Genomic DNA, 19875 nt, shown 5'->3' on the forward strand with positions numbered 1-19875 from the left:
GTTAGATCTTTTACTTCTGAAACCCTAACTTATTTTACCAATAACTAATCTTTTTAGAAACATTGACCATTCGACTACACTACGCTTGTTGAACTAACCTGCCCCGATAGTTCCATAAAGAAAAGCTGCCTTAAAGACAGCTCTGATCTTCAGCTAACGCACCTGTTAGTTTAAGAAGAATATTTCACAATCTTTCTAAGAATTATTAATTTTATGTATTAAACCTCTAACCAACAAGGTTTTTCAAATGATAAATTTACCTTATGTAGTAAGTAATTAACTTTACCACTTTTTCTAAATATGACTTTTGGTGGGGAACAAATTGGTCTAAACTTACGTTCTTTTTTAGAACAATTTTTTTTCCAAGTTCATTAATTTTAAATCCTTCCACTATAATTTTATTCTGTTTTCCTAGACACAAATCAGAAAAATTATTAAACTCAGTTTTTACAATTCCAGAAACTTCTTCTTTTTGTAAATTGAAATCATCCGTATCTTTCATATGATATAAATATACATTTCCTAATTCTCTGTCAATAAAGCTATTTGTTACTATACAATCTTCAATAACTCCTAATGATATTAACTCTTCAAATTGAACATCTATACCTAATTCTTCTTTCACCTCTCTTATACCGTCAGAAACACTTTCATTAGACATTATATGCCCAGCAGCAGTTATATCTAAGAGAGTTGGGAAATCCTTTTTTTCATCACTCCTTTTTTGAAAATAAATATAATCAATTCCATCCTTTTTATCGACAAACCAACAATGGAATGTTTCGTGCCAATGCCCTTTTTTATGTACTTCACTTCTATCAGCTATCCCTATTTCATTTCTATTCTCATCAAAAATTTTAAGTTCTTCTCTCATTATTATCTTCACCTTTTCTTTTAGTTGATTTACAATTCTTATGGAACTAACCTGCCCCGATAGTTCCATAAGAAAAAGCCGCCTTAAAGACAGCTCCGATCTTAAGCTAAAGCACCTGTTAGTTCTATAAGGGGTAGCGTCAGGGAAATGCCGATTTACAACATTAAGGAAATTTCGATTTTAAAAAGCCCACTCAATTTCTCAGTTAAAAAAAAGATATTAATAGAAGATTTTCAACAATCGGGCGCTTTAATGGAGTAACGAAAAAAGCCCACTCAATTTTAATGAAAAAGCCCCCTATTATGGAGTATGTATTTTACTTAGGGATAACAGGAACCCAAAGTTCATGTCTTGGTTTATGCTTCGGACCATAATAACATTCTATACACGGCAAATTTGCAAGTTCATACTCAGATGTGGGGACCCACTCAGAATATAAACGTTTCCATGCATCTACTATATTCGGAAAAACTGCCCATGTACTTGCAGGAATAATAAGCGTTTCCATATCTGATGGTGATTCCCCATCGTATCTTACACCCATAAAGTAGGAAAACTCTTCATCTGTTATGGCTGCTTCTTTTCCACAAACCCCCAAAAGGCTTTCAAGCGTACATTTTGGATTTTCCCATGACATATCTTTTAGTTCTTGCATAAATCCTTCTTTTTTTGCAGTATTCCAGAGCGTAGGGATTGTTTTAAATGCTCTACTTGTTTTTACTAGATTGCTTTTTCCTACAATCCTTATTTCAAAATCAACGTCTTCAATTCTGTACTCCATCTCGGTATCTCCTTTAATAGAAATTAGAAAGAAAATTCTTGGAAAGGCTTTTAACTATACTCCTTTATTACGAGCATTGGTGGGGGTTATTCCGTGCATTTTTTGAAAAGCACGTGAATAAGTATCAGAAGAACATAACCGTATTCAATTGCCACATCGATGATTCGAATATCACCTTTTTGTATCTCAAATGCTGCAAGTGTTAATCGCCTTCGTCTAATATATTCTGAAAGTGATACACCAGAAATTGAAGAAAACATCTTGAAAAATGAAACTCAGAGCAATTAGCTACTTTTGCAATTTCTTTGTAGTCTATTTCCTCATCCAGACTGTTTTCAATGTAGTCCAATGCATTATTCATTCTTTCTAGCCAATCCATGGTTTACTCCCTGTCAATTACTTTAATACAGATTAGATATTATTTGCCCGACATTTCATGCCTAAAAAAGTAGGTCCATTGTTAAAATTTTGCTTTTCAAGTAATTCATTGTTATTCGATAATCCTGCCCTATTACTTAATACCAATTATTTCAAATTACTATCAATCATGCAATCGCTTATTCAAGAAAATGGCCCTTATGTAGAAGAACTTCAGAATCCACTTGCTCCATTAAATTGCCCTTTAATTCAATAAGAAGAGGCGGTACTCTGTTAAACAATCGCACCCATTACTTTAAGTAGATAGTTTCACATACACATTACTTTGCTAAGAAAAACTAATATCCGTAAGTGTTTCCTTCGTTTAAATTTAAGGTGTGATTATTAATTGAGACCATGCTGTTATTTTTTCCATTCCACTTTATCTTTTTCTACTCTCGGTTGATAATAAATTCGTTTTTTAAACCAAAGTGGTCCATTTACTTCTCTGATCAAAACGATAAAAAAAATCAATTGTAAAATTATCATCGGGAGAACTAACTGTTTTGAGCTTGCATCAGTTCATATATCTTACGAGCAGTGTTGACATTTCTTACCGTAACTTGTTTGTATATCTTTGATCCAACGATCCTTGACTTTCCACTTTTGGTTATATTTTTCTTGTCAACCGACCATAGGATCGCACCGGCGACATATTTAACCGTGTCAATATTTGGTTTAATAACCAGATTCTCAAGTACAGATTCATCATCAATTTCATCCCATAAAAACATGACATCACTTGTCATGTCCTTGTCATTTTTCCATGTGTCAGGAATAGCATTAATGATTCCTCTGACATCATCGACACTACGAACTACTACTTTAATTTGTAATCCGAAATCATTATGTATCGCTTCTTCCAAAATACGTGATAGTTCAGTTTTTGTTAGGCCTTTGTATGAAAAAATAATATTACCTGTATTGATGTATGTCACCACATCATTCATCCCGACTTGTTCAAACGTTTGTATAAGCAACTTCATGTCAATTTTATTTTTTCCACCTACATTAATCCCCCGAAGAAGAGCTATATAAACCATAACCATCCTCCTTTCAACTTTTTACATATAAATCCATTATATTCTTGGTGATTATACTTGTCATACTAATCTGCTTCTTTAGTCTAAGTACATTTCTTACCATTCTCTCACACTGATAATTAACATAATTATCCACTATTGTTTAGCAGCCTTACTCAATTAAATGGCCCGATTGTTGAACAAAATTAAAAAAGCCATTTAATTCATTAGTTATGGATAAATCACCAAAAACGAGGGTTTATGGTGAAAAATATCCTTAGCTTATAAAAAGCCTGCTTTTTCATTCCAAAAAATGTCTTACCGTATGTTTTCCGCGAAATGTTGGGGACCCCATAAACAGATTACTGACGCTTATTAAGGGAGAAACGCTATGACAGAACGGAAAATATTGTGCTGTTTGGGATGTTCTTGGTTAAAAATCCACCCCAAAGATTATCTCTATAATAAACCTTAATGAAAAATAAAGAATCGTAAATATACCAACACCTATAAGAGCATAAACTAATCTCATCCTTAAACCCTCCTATATTTATTTGGGCAATATTTCTAAATGAAACAATCTGTTGAAGTCAGCCATAACGCAGGAATGCCCCTGCACCAACTTTTTACGGCTGATGCAAGGGTGTGCTTTATGAAAGGTCAGTATTTAATCTCCCCGGCGAACCGAATAATATTCACACAAAACCCCCATACCTTTTAAGGTTTGGGGGCGTGTTGAGGTGAACCTTTGGGAGTTAAACCAAATGGGAAAGTTTCTGAAATAAAATATTTGCAACTAAACATCAATGTAGGTGAAGTTTATCTCATATGTATATTCCTGAACTAAAGAATCTGCTATTCAATAAACGCAAAAGGGCCCTAGCACCACATGCCAATCAAGGTAAGCTATCATAATACCCCCAGAACGAAAATTTTGTGCATTTTACCGTTTTTATCGTTTTGGGGTAACTCGTTATTGTTAGCTTGATGGGCATGCGGCGGTACCCCTATCTGCAAATTAGAATATATTTCCTCCTGTGAGCGTGTAATAAGCTACCACTCCAAATTCCTCATTTTACAAAAATATATAGATTTTACCATTTAATTGTAATATCATCATCTATATTAAAAGTAAATTTTTTGAAAATGGGGGCGGAAAATATATTTAAAAGAATCGTGCATATTGAAGATTCAGATAGTGCTCTAGTTCAGGGCAAACTTATTGGAGGATTTCCAATAGACTCTGTTGTATTCAGTAACATATTTTCTGATAGAACTAAAAATGCTTCTAAAATGATCTATTCCCAATTTAATATCGAGACCACGTTAGCAATACCATATACAAACAAACATTCAAATTTAACAAAAGATTACGTCAGCTTAATAACGGAATTAAAAATTGGAAAAATAATTTTGAAGATTGGAACATGGGGGATCAATAATTCATTCATGGATCCGGGTGGGTTCCAGTATCAAAATCAAAAATCAATCCAGGATTTACAATCATGGATTTCCGATTTTAAAAAAAAATATGATATCCCGATTTATTTACATCCGATTAGACAATTATCACTATCCCCCCACTTATTTTATAAAAATATAATTACTGAATTGAGTGATTTACATATTCCTTTATCAATTGATTTAGGCTGTGTATTGTCTGACTATAAAAACTGGGGAACGGAGTATAAAAAAGAAATTATTGGGTTTCTAAAAGATAATCCTTTAATCTCAATGTTTTGGTTAAGCGCTGTTAGAAAGGCTGGAGACGCCTTTATTCCATGTGCTTGTGAAAGAGTGGATGATGAAATATGGGGTATATTGGATTTTTTGAAATGTGAAGAGTCTTCACTGATATTAATGACCGACAGACTGTCTAGTGATGCACAAATTACTTCGGATGTAAAAAAACTAATGAATGTAAAGGGAGCCGTGCCTAAACATGAGTACTTCAATTAAGCATGAGATAGCCTTACAGGATTTGCTTGTGAAAATGAGCATTGATCCTAAGTGGAGTCCAGATATCAAGGGGGGGAAATTCCAACAAACAATAAAAAAAATAGGCAAAGAAGAACTGCTTCAAGTAAATTTACTTGCATTTTATTCAGAAAGAAAAGGAAGATGGTTACAAATTCTATCCCATTTAACAACCATATTCTCTAATGGCATCCCCTTATTAAGCGATGAATTAAATACCTCTAATGATAATGAATTAATAGAAACAAGTTTATTTAACGAATTCTTTTCATCTCCTTTTTTATGGAACATCGAGTTCAGCATTCCTCACCCCCTAGGCTATGGCAAAGGAATAGAAAAAGCTACTGCTTTTATTTACTTTCTTAGATCGCAAAAAGAAATGCTTCCGTTAAAACTAGTGGAACTTTTCGAATTAGAATATGCCATATTCAAAGCTTCTTATAAATTACCAAGCAAAAATACATCCTTAATTGAGGGGACGCTTTATAAAAACACTTCAGCTACAATTATCAAAACAAATTATGATGTATTAAGCGTAATTGAGGGCAGCGACGAATTACATACATTATTACCACGCGAATCTTTTTATATCATTTCACCATTAAAAAAGACTTATAGAATAAATGTAGATTACTTTAACCTTTTATCTTCTTTCGAGGAAGGATATACAACAGATAATCTTAATGATTCTGAAAGAAATATAATTTCTTCTGCTTTAAAACTCAGAATACTTTGTTCTAACGCTTTAGATATAGATGAACAGCTTATTACACATAAACACTAGCATTAATTAGTTTAGTACATGGATATGATATAGCGCACCAAACCAATAATAAATTTTAATACATAGTGGGGAAGGAGGAACATATATGGATAAATCAAATAAAAACCTAGATTTAAATGCAGATAAAAAAGAACTTTCATTAAATGAGTTGCAAGAGCTTGTTGCTCCAGGTTTTCTGGAAGCTAATCCAAACGGTAGCTTAACGGATGCCGTTTTAGGCCAGCTTCTTGGACCACGTGTTGATAATTAATTTTAAGGAGGGGAAAATCATATGGAAAAAATAAAAAAGAATACCGAACTAAATTCCGATAATAAAGAACTTTCATTAAATGAGTTGCAAGAACTTGTTGCTCCAGGTTTTCTGGAAGCTAATCCAAACGGTAGCTTAACGGATGCCGTTTTAGGCCAGCTTCTTGGACCACGTGTTGATAATTAAAGAGTAATTAACTAGTATTTAAATTTATTATTTTTGGTGCGTTATACCATATCCATGTATTGGTTTTATTTATTATTATGGTCAATTTGGAGGTATAAAATGTGCGGTATATCTGGGTTTTTTGGAAGGGTAAATAACAAACCTTTTTATGTGAAGAATTGTTTAGATGAAATGAAGCATCGAGGACCTGATAATTGCAGCATTATGGAATTAGAAAATATATCTATGGGGACTGTTAGATTATCGATTAGAGATTCTAATGAAGAAGCCAATCAACCATTCTTAAGTTCTTCTGGGAGATGGATCGTAACGTTTAATGGAGAATTAAATAATTTTCAGCAGTTGCGGATTGAGTTAGATTGTTCTTGGAAAACAGAATGTGATACGGAAGTAGTTGCAGAGCTGTTTGAAAAGTTCGGGAACGAAGGGTTACAAAAATTAAGAGGGATGTATTCCATTGCAGCATTTGATACTCATACTGAAAAACTTTATTTAGCACGTGATTTTCCAGGAATCAAGCCTCTTTATTGGGCAAAAACTAAAAATGGGGAATATATCTATGGTTCTGAATTCCCTGCACTTCTAAACACTTTGAAAAGTTTACATGAAGATTGCCAAATAACAGAAGAAAATTTTTATGAATATCTAATGTATCGAGACACATTACTTGAACCAAAGACTTTGATCACTTCTATAAAAAAAGTCTCACCAGGCGAAACTCTCGAATTAAGTTTAGATAAAGAGATCGTCTCACATAAGTTGGCGAATGCTTATGAAAAAAATAAACCTAGAGATTTAGAAACTCTTTTTACTCAAGCGATAACTAGTGTAATGGAACCGAATCAAAAATTGGGCATGTTCCTATCTGGAGGAGTTGATTCAAGTACAGTTTTATCTGAATTAGTATCTCAAGGGATCAATGTAGAAGCATTTACTCTAAGGTATGAAAAAACAGGTGATTTCTCATATTCTGAAGTGCCATTTAGTAAGTATGTCTGTGAATTTTTGAATGTACCATTAAATGAAGTGATTCTATCAGAAAAAGAGTTTATTAAATTATTGCCCCAAGCGTTATCTAACCAAGATGGACTATCCATGGATCCAACCATAGTAGCTTATTATGCTTTAGGTAAAGCCGCAGAAAAAAGAGGTCTAAAGGTTGTTATTACAGGTACAGGCAGCGATGAAATATTCGGGAGCTATGATTGGCTGCATTCGGATTCAATGGAACAATTCGACCATTGGATGAAATCAGCGACAACAAAAAATTTATTAATGATTGATGATGATGTCTGGAATAATATTAGCGATACATGTTTTCAAGACCGAAAACATAAAATAGAAAGTTTTATGACTAATGGAGAAAGTTTAGGAGATGCCATCCGTAACTTTGGTTTTTATCATTTAGAAGCTGATGCGTTACCGAGAGTGGATTTAGGGACAATGAATTCTTCAGTGGAGTGTAGGGTGCCATTGTTAGATCAAGATTTTTTAAATGCAGCCTTGTCGTTACCACCCGATAAGGAAAAAAGTCTTTTCCGTGGTTTAAGTAAAAACAGAATACCTATTGAGATACAAAAAAGACCGAAGTGCGGATTTCCTCATCCTGTTTTTATATGGATGAAACATGGTGAACTAGGAAGAGTTGCTTATGACTTTTTAAAAACAAGCCAGTTGAAAGACTTAATCAATTTTAAAGAATTAGATAAGTTCCTGAATGATAGTTCAAGTCTTTTAGGCAAGAATCCCTCTGCCCATTTATATGATTTTGGAAGTTCATTTTGGTATTTATATAGCTTTGCACTATGGTGTGATATACATAAAATAAAAGTGCCGATTATGAAGCGTCAGGAGGTTTATTATGAAAACTGAAACACTTTTGAAAAAAGAAGCAATATTAGGGAAAAAATTAGGGATAGGGGTTGCCTGGATAGACTCTCCGGAGTATTTAAGATTTATAAACAGCGAGTTAGATCCCTTATGCCACTATATTGAGGTACACCTCCCATCCAATATTCAAAATGTGCCCTCAAATTTCGAAAAAATTGCTCATTGCAGCACACTGCCATTGGCCGATCTACATGAACCGACAAAAGATCTAATAAAAGATGTCTTTCAACAAGCCAAAGACATTAAAGCCCATTGGATAGGTGAACACCTTTCAATATTAGGAACGACAAATGGGCTTCAATTTGGTTATATTTTTGCTCCAATTAAAGATGACGACCTAAAGAATAGAGTTATAAAAAGAATTAAGAGTTATCAAGAAACATATGGAATACCATTTGTTATTGAATTAGGACCTCGATATCATGATTGGGGAGGAGTGGATGTTTTAGAGGACTATAAATTATTGAAATCAATTTCCATCGAAGCCGATATTCCAATAATTCTCGATATTCCTCATACATGGGCAACTGCTAAAGCATTTAACAAATCTTTTGAGGATTTATTAAGCCTTTTAAAGGGAGCTCTTATTGCTGAGATCCATATTGGAGCTAGTGGAGTATCCAAAAAAGGGCAGATTTCTTTTGAACAAAGCTGGAATCAATTAGTCATTTGTTTAGAAATGTTCCCTGATGTTCGGGGTATAACTGTTGAGTTGGGGAAAAATACAAAAATGGAAGACTATTGCAATACGGTGAGAGAAGTATCTAAAAGATTTCAAAGCAGTAAATGGAGGATAAATAATGAAAACAATTGATTTTAAAAACTTATTGACTCCGGCTAGTTTAGATATTAATAGCGATGTTCATAAACAATTACTTTCTCTTAGAAATATTAAAGCTTTAGAGTTAATCTTTCATTTAAATAAAGCTGAAAATCTAAAATGGTTGGGGGATGCAATCAAGATATTCAGGAATTGTAATGCAGTAGAAAGAGATATTGTTCTTAACAAGCCTTATGTTTACTTATGGATAGAAAAGTATAAGAGTTTTTCTTCAATGGACGATATAGAAAAACAAACTTGGATTTGGAATGGTTTTCTACACATCTTCTTACAATTGAAATATAAAGTAAATGCAACGCTAGAAAATTTCGAGCTTAGAATTAGCGTGAAACCAAAGGATCTTTTTTTCATGCAAGGTCAAACAGAGAATCAAAATCCTAAAGAAATTAAGGTAATAAGCGAAAATGACCACATTACTTTTGAAGTGGAAAAAGAAATGTATAAAGTGAATGGACAAGATCTTAACAAACTATCAAACAATCAATTCATTACGAATGAAGTTTTTTGGTTTGAGGAATATGTAAACATTGCATCCTCTGCCGAATTGCGTATGAATATGGGAATCACTGAAATTGTATCGGAAGAGATAAAGGAGACTTTCGAAGAAGCGTTGCAATTAATCAAATGTACTTGGCCGGAAATGTTTGACGAAATTGATAAGAATATAGAAAACATTGTTTTTTTTAACCCACCTGGTCTACCTTTCTTTTCTGATTTTCGAGTACATGGAATAATCTTTGCTTGTCATGTTACAAGACCTGTAGTTAAAGTTGCTGAATGGTTAATTCATGAGGCAAGCCATGGTAGGTTAAATACGCTTATGTGCGCGAGGCCCCATATTTTCAATGATATGAAGCCTATTTATAGGTCACCATGGAGAGATGAATTAAGACCTTTATACGGTATTTACCATGGATGTTTTGTGCATTGTAGAGTATTACGCTTTTATCAGTTATTGAAACAAAATCGGTCCATTCAAAATGATGAATTATTAAATGGAGAAATAGATAGAATTAGGGAAGAGTTACAACTCGGTTTATCCACGATTAAAGACCATGCTTCATTGTCGCCTGATGGTGAAACACTTGTACGCGACATGAATGATTTGGTTATGGGATAGTTCCAAAAGGTAAAAAGTTTAAAGTTTTTTCAGGGTCATTTTAGCATTCAAATTAGTTGGGGGTATCTTATTGCATTTATTTCATCACTCTAAGAAATATACACCATTATTAAATGAAAAAAGGTTTACTTATTTATGCTTATCTGAGTCACTTTCCACCCTTGGTAACATGGCACAAGGAATCGCCCTTGCTGCATACATTTTTACTTTATCCCAATCGATATTCATCTTTGGTCTATTTCTCATTATTCGTTTCGCCCCGCAATTTTTACTTTTTTCAATTGCCGGCAGTATAGTTGATAAATATTCCAGACGTTTTACCTTAACAATAATAAATATATTGTTAGCACTTTTAACATGTGTAATGACATTTAATTCTCATAGTACAACCATCATTCTTATTATCACCTTACTAATTGGCATTATCGAGATACCTTATCACCCAGCCCTTTCCTCAAGTATCCCATCTCTAGTGAATAAAGATCAGTTAGGCTTAGCTAACGGGCTAATAGGGATCTTAGCAAGTATAGCTAGAGTAATCGGTTCAGCAATTGCCGCGTTCGGATTATTAAATGACACTGTAACCGGTTTGCTGATTTTTAATGCAATTACATTTTTCATTGCTGGAATAATAACTTGGACTAAGCTCCCCACTGCAAATCTAGATAATGATTCTTCTCTTGTGGAGGTTAGCCAGGAAAGTACAAGCTCTAAAGAAAGTGGATTAATAACTAGTATCAAATATATAAAAAATCACATGGTTCTAAAAAATCTTATTTTCGGATCTTTTTTGATTTGGGGATGTCTAAGTATCACCGATGTTTTGTTAGTTCCCTTACTAAATTCCACTATTCAAGACGGTGAGAAATATTATGGTGTTTATCGATTCATTGCAGCTCTAGGTATGTTGATAGGGAATTATTTAGCTGTTCCTTGGAGGGAAAGATATCTATCTTTGAAAATAACTAAATATGGATATGTATTACCTTTAGTAATTTTATCGTTCAGTAGTATGGGTATTGCTCTGTCACCCTTTATATTAGGTCCGATATTATATTTATTTATATGGATAGCAATGTTTCTGCCTTCCAATTTATTAAATGTTGAACTTCAATCTACACCAAATAACATTAGAGGGAAGGTAATTTCTATTGCGGATGCATTAGATGGAATTCTATTTATCATGTTAACTGGGCTTTTACCTTATTTATCTCATTTCATAATTGTGGAAAAATTACTAATAGCTACTTCTCTACCCTTTGTGGTTATAAGCCTAATTTTAACCTATTTCTTCATAAGATCCATTTATAACAATAAAAAGAACAAAAGCTTGGAATTAACATGAGCAATGATTTTTTAACAAAAAACTATAGAAATTTCAACTTTCATCTTTTGCCTTCGAAAAAGTATTTTCAAACTACAATCGCAGTCAGGATCTATTTGGATCTTGATGAGAAAGTGGCGACTGGTGCTGCATTACTACCTTATATTTTACTGCATGGAAGTGAACTATTCAGAAACAATCTTATCATCCAATCAAAACTTGATAAAGAGTACGGAGCAAAAATAGGAGTCTCAATTGATAAAAAAGGCAATAAACAGGTTTTATGTCTGTCACTTAAGTTTTACAACCAAAGTCACAAAATAATCAATCCGGAAATATTAAATATTTTGCATGATTTAATAACCAAACCATTAATAACGAAGCAATCAGTTGAAATTGAAAAAAAGCTTCATGTTCGAAGAATCCATAATGAGATTTTTAATGCGTATAATTATTCTTATAAAAAGAGCCTTTTATATTTACAAAGAAAATCACAAAACTTGTCCATTGATGAGATAGGATCCATTGATGAAATAGATGAGTGGAATGAGATAAACTTGGCTACTCTCTACCAAAGGATACTTCAAACATCCTCCATACATATGTATGTAATTGGAGACTTTAATGAAGAAGATGTTTTGGAACAATTATGTAGCTACTTTCAAATGGAAACCGATAAAACAGTCCAAACACTTATTCCTCCAAGCCCCGTGCAAAGCAATATAAAAACCTATAATTCCGAAAAATATCAGTTTAAACATGCGATAATTACGACATGTTTAAGTACAGGGGGATTAACGTTTAAAAACAAAAATTACCCTGCATTGGTGGTGTTTAATCGGCTTTTAGGTGGATTCCCACACTCAAGGTTATTTATGAATGTAAGAAATGGGCTCAATGCAGCTTATTCGATCATAAGCATACTGGATGCAATAAATGGTCTTCTATTCATACAAACGGCAATTGATCCCCCTTCAGAAGAAATGGTACTTAGAAAAATATTTGATGAAATCAAGTCGATAAAAGAAGGGGATTTTACAAAAAAAGAACTAGGAGCCACTATAAAAACTTTGATAAATAGTTATAAATTATCTCAAGATTCCCCAATTAGCCTAATTGATTTTCATCAAAATGGGATCGTTAGCGGGCAAGTTAGGACCATGAATGAAATGATAGATTGCATGGATCGTATAAAATCACAGGATATACAAGATGTAGCGCAAGTTTTACAAGGTTATTCTATTTATACTTTAGGGGAGAGATAAGGAGAATTCATGTTTACTGGTAGTTTTATAGAAGAAAAGAAAATAAACGGGTTAGACACTTTGTTAGTAAATAAAAAAGGTTTTCTCGAAAATTATATTCTCTTATCAATCGACTTTGGAGGGGTGGATAGCAATTCCATTTATCATGAAAAAGAATGTAATAGTAAAATCCCTTATGGAACTGCACATTTCTTAGAGCATCTAATTTTTCAAAACAATCAATTTGATGTCTTACATAGATTTGGGAATATAGGATCTTCAATAAATGCTAGTACGAATTTTGAATATACTTCATTTGTAATTTCTTGTACGGAACAGCTTGAATTAAATATTCAAATGATATTAAAACTTGTTCAATCCATATCCATAACTAATGACATAGTGGAAAAAGAAAAAAAAATCATTAAGCAAGAAATTTTGCAAACACAAAGTAATAAGAAAGCCAAATGTTTCACTAATTTATTATCTGACTTATACGGGGATGAAAGTGGGGTAGCACAACCAATCGTTGGGAATTTAGCTAGTATAGATTCAATGGATTCAGACATATTGGAGAAGTGTTTTCAGAAATTCTATTCTATTGAAAATATGAAAATCATTATAATTGGAGATATCATTCCTGAAGAAATATATACAATTATAGGGGATGAACTTGCAAGTTCCACTTCGAAAGATAAAAATAGATACTTGCCTTTATTACCTGTCAAAAGAGAGAGTATCAATATCGAACCCATTAATACCAATCAATCGGTCCTGTTATTTGGAAATACGATTGCTAATGAAAGTGTGGCCTCTGATACCGGTATCCGAAAGGAATTTATTATAAGAATAGGGTTAGAAATACTATTTGGCAGAACCTCCGACTTTCAGCAAAAAATCTCTAATCACTCTCTTGTAGATAGAGACATCGATTTAAAATACGAAATATCCAATAGTTATTCTTTCTCCTTATTAAGTGCGATCACAACCAAACCATGTGAACTTATGGAAGAAATTAGATTGACAAAAAATAATATTCAAACGAGAAGTATCGATGATTATGAATTTTTAATTTCTAAACGAAGGATTATCGGAATGATAATCGACGTATATGATAATCCAACAAAATTAGCTAACTCAATTCTTCATTATTCTATAAGAGGAATTAATTTTTGTGATGTTATTAATGTAATTAACAAGATTACAAAAAAGGAGGTTATTGATGGATTATATTCACACATTTTAATCTAAAATGAGGGAGCTAGCTGATTTTATTAAGTTCAGTCGATTGGCTTGGCAATTGATTTCCCGTGGAAGAGAATTACCTTGTGGACGTTATCCATGTTATTTCTTTTAATGGCTTCTTATTTTCTGAAAACCCCTGCAAAGAACTGAAAATCCAATCGAGAAGGAACCGGAATGAGCTCTGCTCCTCCGGTTCTTTTTGAATCAGTTTGCTGCTGGGATCAATCCTTTAAGAATGGAGACTTCCTGAATGGCACGGTAGACCGTTTCGACCATGATATCGAGTTCCTTTTCTGACATGGAAAGAATTGGCATCATCGTGATGACTGGACCAAGTTCCCGAATGATCAGGCCATTTTCCCGTGCTGTATGGATGATTCCGGAAACGACGTTCTCTTGGAGGGTGAACGTTTTTTTGTTTGGCGGTCTTTAACGATTTCCACTCCAATCATGAGACCGCGCTGTCGGATATCGCCGACTATAGAAAGTTCGTATAGGGGTACCGCCACATAGCCATCAAGTTAAAATTCTATAACTCCCCCAGAACGAAATTTTGGGCTCATTTGTAACACATAAACCCATTTTTTTCGTTTTGGGGTCGACTTGTTTTCTTAGCTTGATGGGCATGTGACGATACCCCTATTTAGATCCAGATTTACATCCTCCATCTCCTGAAATGATCAAAGAAAGACAAAAAATAAGAGAAACTATAATTCTTGAAAATCGAAATTCAGTGAGAATTGAAATGCAAAAGGAACTTAGAATAGAATAATAAAGCTACACGGGGTTGTATATGAGTAAAGAAAATTATTGCTTGTATTGTCAGAGGAGGTTCCCAAAGGTCGAATGGTTAAAACCTCTTTATAGTTGGACCAGTGGGGAGCTGGAGGGGTATTTTTGCGAGCAGCACTATTACCAGGTAAAAGCTTTCAATGACCGCCAAAAGAAAGCGTATGAGGATTACAATAAAAGAAATGAACCTCGTTAGAATATATAAATAAAACCCAAACCTGGTAGTTCACTGTTTGTACTATTATGTACAAGCAGTTTTTTTATTAATGAATAAAATAACTCGAAAATATAAAAAAGAGGTGATTAAAATAAACCATTTTAATCCTATTCCACATTGTAAACCTTTTAAAGATACAACATATCTTCATCATAACAATTGTTTTCCTAAGAAACACGATGGTTGTTTTAAGAAAAAACGTTGCGATGATGACCATCACTTTGATTGTTGTAAGAAAAAATGCTGCGATGATGACCATCACTTTGATTGTTGTAAGAAAAAACGCTGCGATGATGACCATCACTTTGATTGTTGTAAGAAGAAACACTGCGATGATAAATGTTGGTAGTTTGTTAGCTATGATCTAGTACTTGATCATGGTACTTTTTATTTCTTTATCTTTTAATGGGAATGAACCTCGTTAGAATACATTCTAGAAAAACCCCGGTGACTAGTCGGGGGTTATCGGTTTATCTGGTGAGGTTATTCCTGTATAATTATGGTATGACAAACTTCTCGGGTTGGTCATACTCCTTTTTAGTCTATGGCATAGAAAAAGAGCGTGTAAGGGCTTCTTCCTCACTTTCCGAAAAGTCGAGAGAGGAAGCCTTTTTTTTCTGCTTTGATTACTTCTATTTCCTCTTTAGCCGCAGCCACTTCTTCTTTAGCCGTAAGTAAAAGTTGATTTTCTTTTTGATCCAGCTGCTTTATTACGGTATAGGGGTACCACCACATTGCCATCAAGTTAAAGTTTCGTTGTACCCCCAGAACGAAATTTTGGACTTTCTTGTAAATTATAAGCTCAATTTATCGTTTTGGGGGTGACCTATTTTCTTGGCTTGATGGGCATGGGGTACCGCCACATCGCCATCAAGCTAACAATAACGAGTTACCCCAAAACGATAAAAACGAGTAAGATGCACAAAATTTTCGTTCTGGGGGTATTATTATTTCTTACCTTGATGGGCATGTGGTAGGACCCCTGTATTCAATAATCTTCCCCAGAAGTGGGAGGATGAAAAGAGAATGAAGTGGATGCTCATTGTAGGTCTGCCTTTAGGAATGATACTAAGCCAAGTCGCAATATTCATAGGAGGTCGTTTGTGATGGATAATACTTATCGCTCTATGGGAGTTCCAATCGAGGAAGATGCAAGTCCAAGAGAAATAGGCTCTAAAATGTATGATTATATGAAGAAGCTTGATTGGTTAACAAGTTATAGCTACAAGCGTAAAGAGCCAAGGCAGTATGTCTCACAGGCGTTTCCGGAAGATTTAAGGACGTACTTTAATTTCGCAAAGTACGTGTATTATGTCCATATGCTTTTTAAGAATAAAGGCGAAGAGTTCGAACTATCCAAGAAAGAACATCAGATATACAATGAGCAAAAGGGTATGTCCTGCGCCTATTGCTCCGCTCTACTCTATCTATTACTTAAGAAAGAGGATATGGAGGCAGGATTCAAATGGGTCTTCATGCTTTCATCACAATCGATGACGTTGTAATCGACCTTACTGCAGGTCAACAGGCATATGCTTTTGACTTAAAAGAGGGATATGTGATGGGAGAGATCCCAGAAGGAGTTGAGTACCATGGATACGAAGAATCAATAACGATAGTTGACGACTACTGGAAACGTTCGCCAAGGAAGTCGATATGCCTCATCAATTATGGTTAATAGAGCATCAACTTAATGTGAATAATTTAATCAAGAGGGACTTGGAAAAGTTCGGAATTAAATAATAAAACCCATGTATTATCAATTAAGGAAGTGTTATCATAGAAAAGAAAAACGGAGTTTAACACTTAGGAGTGAAAGCATGTTCTTCAAAAAAAGCGCTAATAGCAAAGCTGTAAACAACGCTTATTTCGCAACCTTTGTATTCTGGGGAGTAGTCCTCTTTATCAATTCTATATGTGAAACTTATAACAGGGAGTTTATTTCAAATTCACGGATCATCCTTGTCATGGGACTGGCGATTTTCTTTATCACTGAATTTATAAGTATTAAAAAATCTCAGGCTAACAAATAGCCTGAGATTTTTTAATTACTTCCTTGCAGAGCAAGAAAAACTATGGCTTGCGCCTATCCTGATGTCTTTTATCTTAACGCCTTTAGAATATCTATTACAGGCATTCAGAGTAGCCCAACCCAATGCAGGCACTGCCATAATCAATAGAGTTGCAAGAGTAGGGTTTTTTCCGAAATGTTTCGCAATTGCTAAAGCCAAACCCCAACCTGAGCCATGTACACCGACCAAATTACCGATATCTTTGACCTGTTGGTTTGATAGATTATAGGTTTTTACACTACCAATTGAAGATGTTGTAATGCCTTGATTGGAACTTGCATGTTTGGTTGTTGGGTTATTCATAGCATTGTAGTAAGTATGAAATACACTCATCATCTGTGTGGTATCGAGTTTACCGTTTTTACTTGCTTGAGAATATATGTAATAGAATTCCTTGGCATCACTGCTAAGTCTATTGATATCCTTTTGCTTGTTCTTAGACAGGTTGTCCATATTTAAGTTACTGCGCTCCAATTCATTGACGACATCGATTACTTCCTGCATGTCAGCAACCTGTTCTTTACTAACTTTCACGGTTGGAGTATCCATTTTTGTTGAAGCGAATGATGCAGATGGTGAGATACAGCTAAGTAGAGTAACGGCTGATACGACACTGACAATTCCTTTTTTAAGATTCACACTATTCATCCCTTTCTGTATTGAACAGCTTTAATTATAACTAGATTAAATTTAATAAAATAGCAAAAACTGACAAAAATGGATAAAATAGTGCATATGACTTATCATAGAAATAGGATGAACTTCTCAGTGGAATGTAAGCCACAAGGTAAATAGGAGGAAGGGAACTGGATAACTAGGGGTCCTACCACATGCCCATCAAGCTAAGCAAAAACAATACCTCCAATAACGAAAAAACGCTATGCTTATCGTAAGAAGTTTACGAGAAAGGATGGTTTTTTTATGAATCCTATCATCTCTAGTGAACTGACACTTTTTGCGAAAGAATTACAACGCTTTCTATCTCCATTAGTCCTACAAGAAACGGCCAAACAGATGGGATTTGTACAGCGATCTAGTAAGTATCAAGCAGCTGAACTCATCGCCCTTTGCGTTTGGCTCTGCCAAGAAGTCGCTAGTACATCACTCACGCACTTATGTAGTCGTTTAGAGGCTTCGACGGGGGTACTAATAAGCCCAGAAGGCCTGAATCAACGCTTTAATCCAGCAGCTGTCGCATTCCTCCGAGAAGTCTTTACTTCACTCCTAACACAAAAACTCTGTTTCAATCAATCACTTTCTTCAGGCATGATTTCTGCTTTCAAACGTATTCGGATTTTAGATGCGACTGTATTTCAGCTACCTGATTCCTTCGCCACAAATTATCAAGGCTCTGGAGGCAGTAGTCATACTGCAGGAGTGAAAATCCAATTGGAATACGATTTATTAAGTGGCCAATTTTTAAACGTACAACTGGGACCTGGAAAGAACAATGATAAAACATACGGCACCATCTGCCTTGAAACTGTTGAGAAAGGCGATTTATGTTTACGTGACCTTGGTTACTTTGATTTAGGAGACTTACAAGCCATTCATGATAAAGAGGCTTATTTTATCTCTCGGTTGAAGCTAAATACACGTATTTATATCAAGAATTCCGACCCAGAATTCTTCAACAATGGAACGGTAAAAAAACAAACCGAATACATTCAGGTTGATATGACACAAATGATGTCTAGTCTAACCCCTGGTGAAACGCTGGAAATATCAAAGGCATACATTGGACAAAATCAGAAGCTCCCAGCACGTGTCATTATCCATCGTTTAAGCGATGATCAAACGCAAACACGCCTAAAAAACCAAGCGATTCGAGAAAAGAAGAAAGGCATTGTCATGAAGGAGAAAAGTAAGCACTTGATGGGCATGAACGTCTATATTACGAACACATCTCCAGAAGAAGTCCCCACTGATTATGTCCATTCCCTCTATTCCCTGCGGTGGCAGATTGAGATTTTATTTAAAACATGGAAGTCATTCTTTGAAATCGATGAATGTAAAACAATCAAAAAAGAACGCCTTGAGTGCCACTTATATGGCCAACTTATCGGCATTCTCCTCTGTTCTTCTACCATGTTTCAAATGCGACAGTTACTTCTTAAAAAGAAAAAGAAGGAATTAAGTGAATACAAAGCGATTTATATGATTAAGGATTACTTCCCGTTACTGTTTCAAGCGATGTCAGTTGGCACAGAAGAACTTTTGAAAATTTTGCATCGCCTTTATCATCTACTCAAAAAGAACGGTCGTAAATGTCATCGGTATAAGAAGATGACTGTCTTTGATATTCTTGGGGTTGTGTATCAATCGACGGTGAAGGATAGACAAGCTGCCTAGAAAAAAGCGCATATTTGATAGGCTTCTTTGGCATGCCTGGTTTTCAAGAACTGGGTAGTTTTGGAACAATATCATTTTGTGCTAGTAATTTATGTTGTTAGCTCGATGGGCATGGGGTACCGCCAGCAAAACGCGGATTTCATACGCTAAGGATTAAAATACCTAAAACAAAGGCTTTTTTATACGCTAAGGCTGTTCATTCTATACAACATAAATAATGGCGGTACCCCAAAAAGAAGTTGCGAAATGGCAATCATAAAAAGCTTGGAATTTCTGAATGATGGACACGATTGGGTAGTAGACATTGACCTTGAAAGATTCTTCGATACAGTCCACCACGATAAACTCATGCGAATTATAGCTAATACAATAGATGATGGAGACGTTATCTCTCTATATCTGATAAAAAATTCATGATATACGGTTATTTGTCATACGTATCAGAAAGGTGCTCTTATTTTTATAGTTCGGGCTTACCACTTGTCCA

Annotated in this window: 18 protein-coding genes and 2 pseudogenes; 15 read left to right on the plus strand and 5 right to left on the minus strand. The window is 34.5% G+C overall.

Translation table 11 applies throughout. From position 1 onward, the window contains the following. Positions 1 to 256: 256 nt before the first annotated feature. The 3 genes and pseudogenes from ACIQYG_RS14035 to ACIQYG_RS14045 form a co-directional block, all read right to left on the minus strand. On the minus strand, positions 257 to 874 hold the full coding sequence (locus ACIQYG_RS14035) for an NUDIX hydrolase (RefSeq protein WP_402838945.1): 618 nt from the start codon (positions 872 to 874) through the stop codon (positions 257 to 259). A 316-nt stretch (positions 875 to 1190) separates the two neighbouring features. Then, a pseudogene (locus ACIQYG_RS14040) lies at positions 1191 to 2034 on the minus strand (AraC family transcriptional regulator). Positions 2035 to 2569: 535 nt separating this feature from the next. Next, a complete protein-coding gene (locus tag ACIQYG_RS14045) occupies positions 2570 to 3115 on the minus strand; it encodes a DUF1697 domain-containing protein (protein ID WP_402838947.1) in 546 nt (181 codons plus the stop codon). Between the two features lie 1119 nt (positions 3116 to 4234). Between ACIQYG_RS14045 and ACIQYG_RS14050 the strand changes: the two genes are divergently transcribed. From ACIQYG_RS14050 to ACIQYG_RS14100, 11 genes are all read left to right on the plus strand, one after another. After that, positions 4235 to 5053 (plus strand): hypothetical protein, encoded by an 819-nt coding sequence (locus tag ACIQYG_RS14050; RefSeq protein WP_402838948.1) that lies wholly within the window; start codon positions 4235 to 4237, stop codon positions 5051 to 5053. After that, positions 5037 to 5855 carry a hypothetical protein gene (locus ACIQYG_RS14055; RefSeq protein ID WP_402838950.1) on the plus strand — a complete coding sequence of 273 codons (819 nt, stop codon included), beginning with the start codon at positions 5037 to 5039 and terminating at the stop codon, positions 5853 to 5855. The genes ACIQYG_RS14050 and ACIQYG_RS14055 overlap by 17 nt, the downstream gene beginning before the upstream one ends. 85 nt (positions 5856 to 5940) lie before the next feature. Beyond that, positions 5941 to 6105 (plus strand): hypothetical protein, encoded by a 165-nt coding sequence (locus tag ACIQYG_RS14060; protein WP_402838952.1) that lies wholly within the window; start codon positions 5941 to 5943, stop codon positions 6103 to 6105. A 21-nt stretch (positions 6106 to 6126) separates the two neighbouring features. Next, positions 6127 to 6291, plus strand: coding sequence for a hypothetical protein (locus tag ACIQYG_RS14065; RefSeq protein WP_214809412.1), 165 nt, complete (start codon positions 6127 to 6129; stop codon positions 6289 to 6291). Positions 6292 to 6390: 99 nt separating this feature from the next. Further along, positions 6391 to 8163 (plus strand): asparagine synthase (glutamine-hydrolyzing), encoded by a 1773-nt coding sequence (gene asnB, locus ACIQYG_RS14070; protein WP_402838954.1) that lies wholly within the window; start codon positions 6391 to 6393, stop codon positions 8161 to 8163. Further along, positions 8153 to 8995, plus strand: coding sequence for a multinuclear nonheme iron-dependent oxidase (locus ACIQYG_RS14075; protein WP_402838956.1), 843 nt, complete (start codon positions 8153 to 8155; stop codon positions 8993 to 8995). Before asnB ends, ACIQYG_RS14075 begins: the two co-directional genes overlap by 11 nt. After that, a complete protein-coding gene (locus ACIQYG_RS14080; protein ID WP_402838957.1) occupies positions 8982 to 10142 on the plus strand; it encodes an aKG-HExxH-type peptide beta-hydroxylase in 1161 nt (386 codons plus the stop codon). Before ACIQYG_RS14075 ends, ACIQYG_RS14080 begins: the two co-directional genes overlap by 14 nt. Before the next feature lie 70 nt (positions 10143 to 10212). Then, positions 10213 to 11487 carry an MFS transporter gene (locus tag ACIQYG_RS14085; RefSeq protein ID WP_402838958.1) on the plus strand — a complete coding sequence of 425 codons (1275 nt, stop codon included), beginning with the start codon at positions 10213 to 10215 and terminating at the stop codon, positions 11485 to 11487. Next, positions 11484 to 12731, plus strand: a complete 1248-nt coding sequence (locus tag ACIQYG_RS14090; RefSeq protein ID WP_402838959.1) for a M16 family metallopeptidase — start codon at positions 11484 to 11486, stop codon at positions 12729 to 12731. The genes ACIQYG_RS14085 and ACIQYG_RS14090 overlap by 4 nt, the downstream gene beginning before the upstream one ends. A 9-nt stretch (positions 12732 to 12740) precedes the next feature. After that, on the plus strand, positions 12741 to 13961 hold the full coding sequence (gene yfmH / locus ACIQYG_RS14095; RefSeq protein ID WP_402838960.1) for an EF-P 5-aminopentanol modification-associated protein YfmH: 1221 nt from the start codon (positions 12741 to 12743) through the stop codon (positions 13959 to 13961). Positions 13962 to 15143: 1182 nt separating this feature from the next. Further along, positions 15144 to 15332 (plus strand): hypothetical protein, encoded by a 189-nt coding sequence (locus ACIQYG_RS14100; RefSeq protein WP_402838961.1) that lies wholly within the window; start codon positions 15144 to 15146, stop codon positions 15330 to 15332. A 211-nt stretch (positions 15333 to 15543) separates the two neighbouring features. Here ACIQYG_RS14100 and ACIQYG_RS14105 read toward each other — a convergent pair whose 3' ends face one another. Next, positions 15544 to 15708 (minus strand): hypothetical protein, encoded by a 165-nt coding sequence (locus ACIQYG_RS14105; RefSeq protein ID WP_402838963.1) that lies wholly within the window; start codon positions 15706 to 15708, stop codon positions 15544 to 15546. 359 nt (positions 15709 to 16067) lie between these two features. Here ACIQYG_RS14105 and ACIQYG_RS14110 point away from each other — a divergent pair, with 359 nt between their 5' ends. Together ACIQYG_RS14110 and ACIQYG_RS14115 are read left to right on the plus strand one after the other, a co-directional pair. Beyond that, positions 16068 to 16469, plus strand: coding sequence for a hypothetical protein (locus tag ACIQYG_RS14110; protein WP_402838964.1), 402 nt, complete (start codon positions 16068 to 16070; stop codon positions 16467 to 16469). A gap of 315 nt (positions 16470 to 16784) precedes the next feature. Next, positions 16785 to 16997: a hypothetical protein gene (locus ACIQYG_RS14115; RefSeq protein WP_402838966.1), complete on the plus strand. Its 213-nt coding sequence runs from the start codon at positions 16785 to 16787 to the stop codon at positions 16995 to 16997. A gap of 15 nt (positions 16998 to 17012) precedes the next feature. Here the strand turns inward: ACIQYG_RS14115 and ACIQYG_RS14120 are convergent, their stop codons facing one another. Continuing rightward, a complete protein-coding gene (locus ACIQYG_RS14120; RefSeq protein ID WP_402838968.1) occupies positions 17013 to 17675 on the minus strand; it encodes a hypothetical protein in 663 nt (220 codons plus the stop codon). Positions 17676 to 17957: 282 nt separating this feature from the next. Here ACIQYG_RS14120 and ACIQYG_RS14125 point away from each other — a divergent pair, with 282 nt between their 5' ends. After that, on the plus strand, positions 17958 to 19388 hold the full coding sequence (locus ACIQYG_RS14125; RefSeq protein ID WP_402838970.1) for an IS4 family transposase: 1431 nt from the start codon (positions 17958 to 17960) through the stop codon (positions 19386 to 19388). 219 nt (positions 19389 to 19607) lie between these two features. Then, positions 19608 to 19784: pseudogene (locus tag ACIQYG_RS14130) on the plus strand (group II intron reverse transcriptase/maturase); the annotation flags it as partial. Positions 19785 to 19875: the final 91 nt, after the last annotated feature.

This window comes from Peribacillus sp. NPDC096622, assembly GCF_044762665.1.
Taxonomy (GTDB): Bacteria; Bacillota; Bacilli; order Bacillales; family DSM-1321; genus Peribacillus; species Peribacillus frigoritolerans_B.

Excerpts from the sequence above, each read along its gene's own strand:
- ACIQYG_RS14065 (WP_214809412.1), top strand. The coding sequence starts at position 6,127 with ATGGAAAAAATAAAAAAGAATACCGAACTAAATTCCGATAATAAAGAA.
- ACIQYG_RS14055 (WP_402838950.1), top strand. The coding sequence starts at position 5,037 with ATGAGTACTTCAATTAAGCATGAGATAGCCTTACAGGATTTGCTTGTG.
- yfmH (WP_402838960.1), top strand. The coding sequence starts at position 12,741 with ATGTTTACTGGTAGTTTTATAGAAGAAAAGAAAATAAACGGGTTAGAC.
- ACIQYG_RS14035 (WP_402838945.1), bottom strand. The coding sequence starts at position 874 with ATGAGAGAAGAACTTAAAATTTTTGATGAGAATAGAAATGAAATAGGG.
- ACIQYG_RS14090 (WP_402838959.1), top strand. The coding sequence starts at position 11,484 with ATGAGCAATGATTTTTTAACAAAAAACTATAGAAATTTCAACTTTCAT.
- ACIQYG_RS14060 (WP_402838952.1), top strand. The coding sequence starts at position 5,941 with ATGGATAAATCAAATAAAAACCTAGATTTAAATGCAGATAAAAAAGAA.
- ACIQYG_RS14125 (WP_402838970.1), top strand. The coding sequence starts at position 17,958 with ATGAATCCTATCATCTCTAGTGAACTGACACTTTTTGCGAAAGAATTA.
- ACIQYG_RS14080 (WP_402838957.1), top strand. The coding sequence starts at position 8,982 with ATGAAAACAATTGATTTTAAAAACTTATTGACTCCGGCTAGTTTAGAT.
- ACIQYG_RS14075 (WP_402838956.1), top strand. The coding sequence starts at position 8,153 with ATGAAAACTGAAACACTTTTGAAAAAAGAAGCAATATTAGGGAAAAAA.
- asnB (WP_402838954.1), top strand. The coding sequence starts at position 6,391 with ATGTGCGGTATATCTGGGTTTTTTGGAAGGGTAAATAACAAACCTTTT.
- ACIQYG_RS14115 (WP_402838966.1), top strand. The coding sequence starts at position 16,785 with ATGTTCTTCAAAAAAAGCGCTAATAGCAAAGCTGTAAACAACGCTTAT.
- ACIQYG_RS14045 (WP_402838947.1), bottom strand. The coding sequence starts at position 3,115 with ATGGTTTATATAGCTCTTCTTCGGGGGATTAATGTAGGTGGAAAAAAT.
- ACIQYG_RS14100 (WP_402838961.1), top strand. The coding sequence starts at position 15,144 with ATGGTTGTTTTAAGAAAAAACGTTGCGATGATGACCATCACTTTGATT.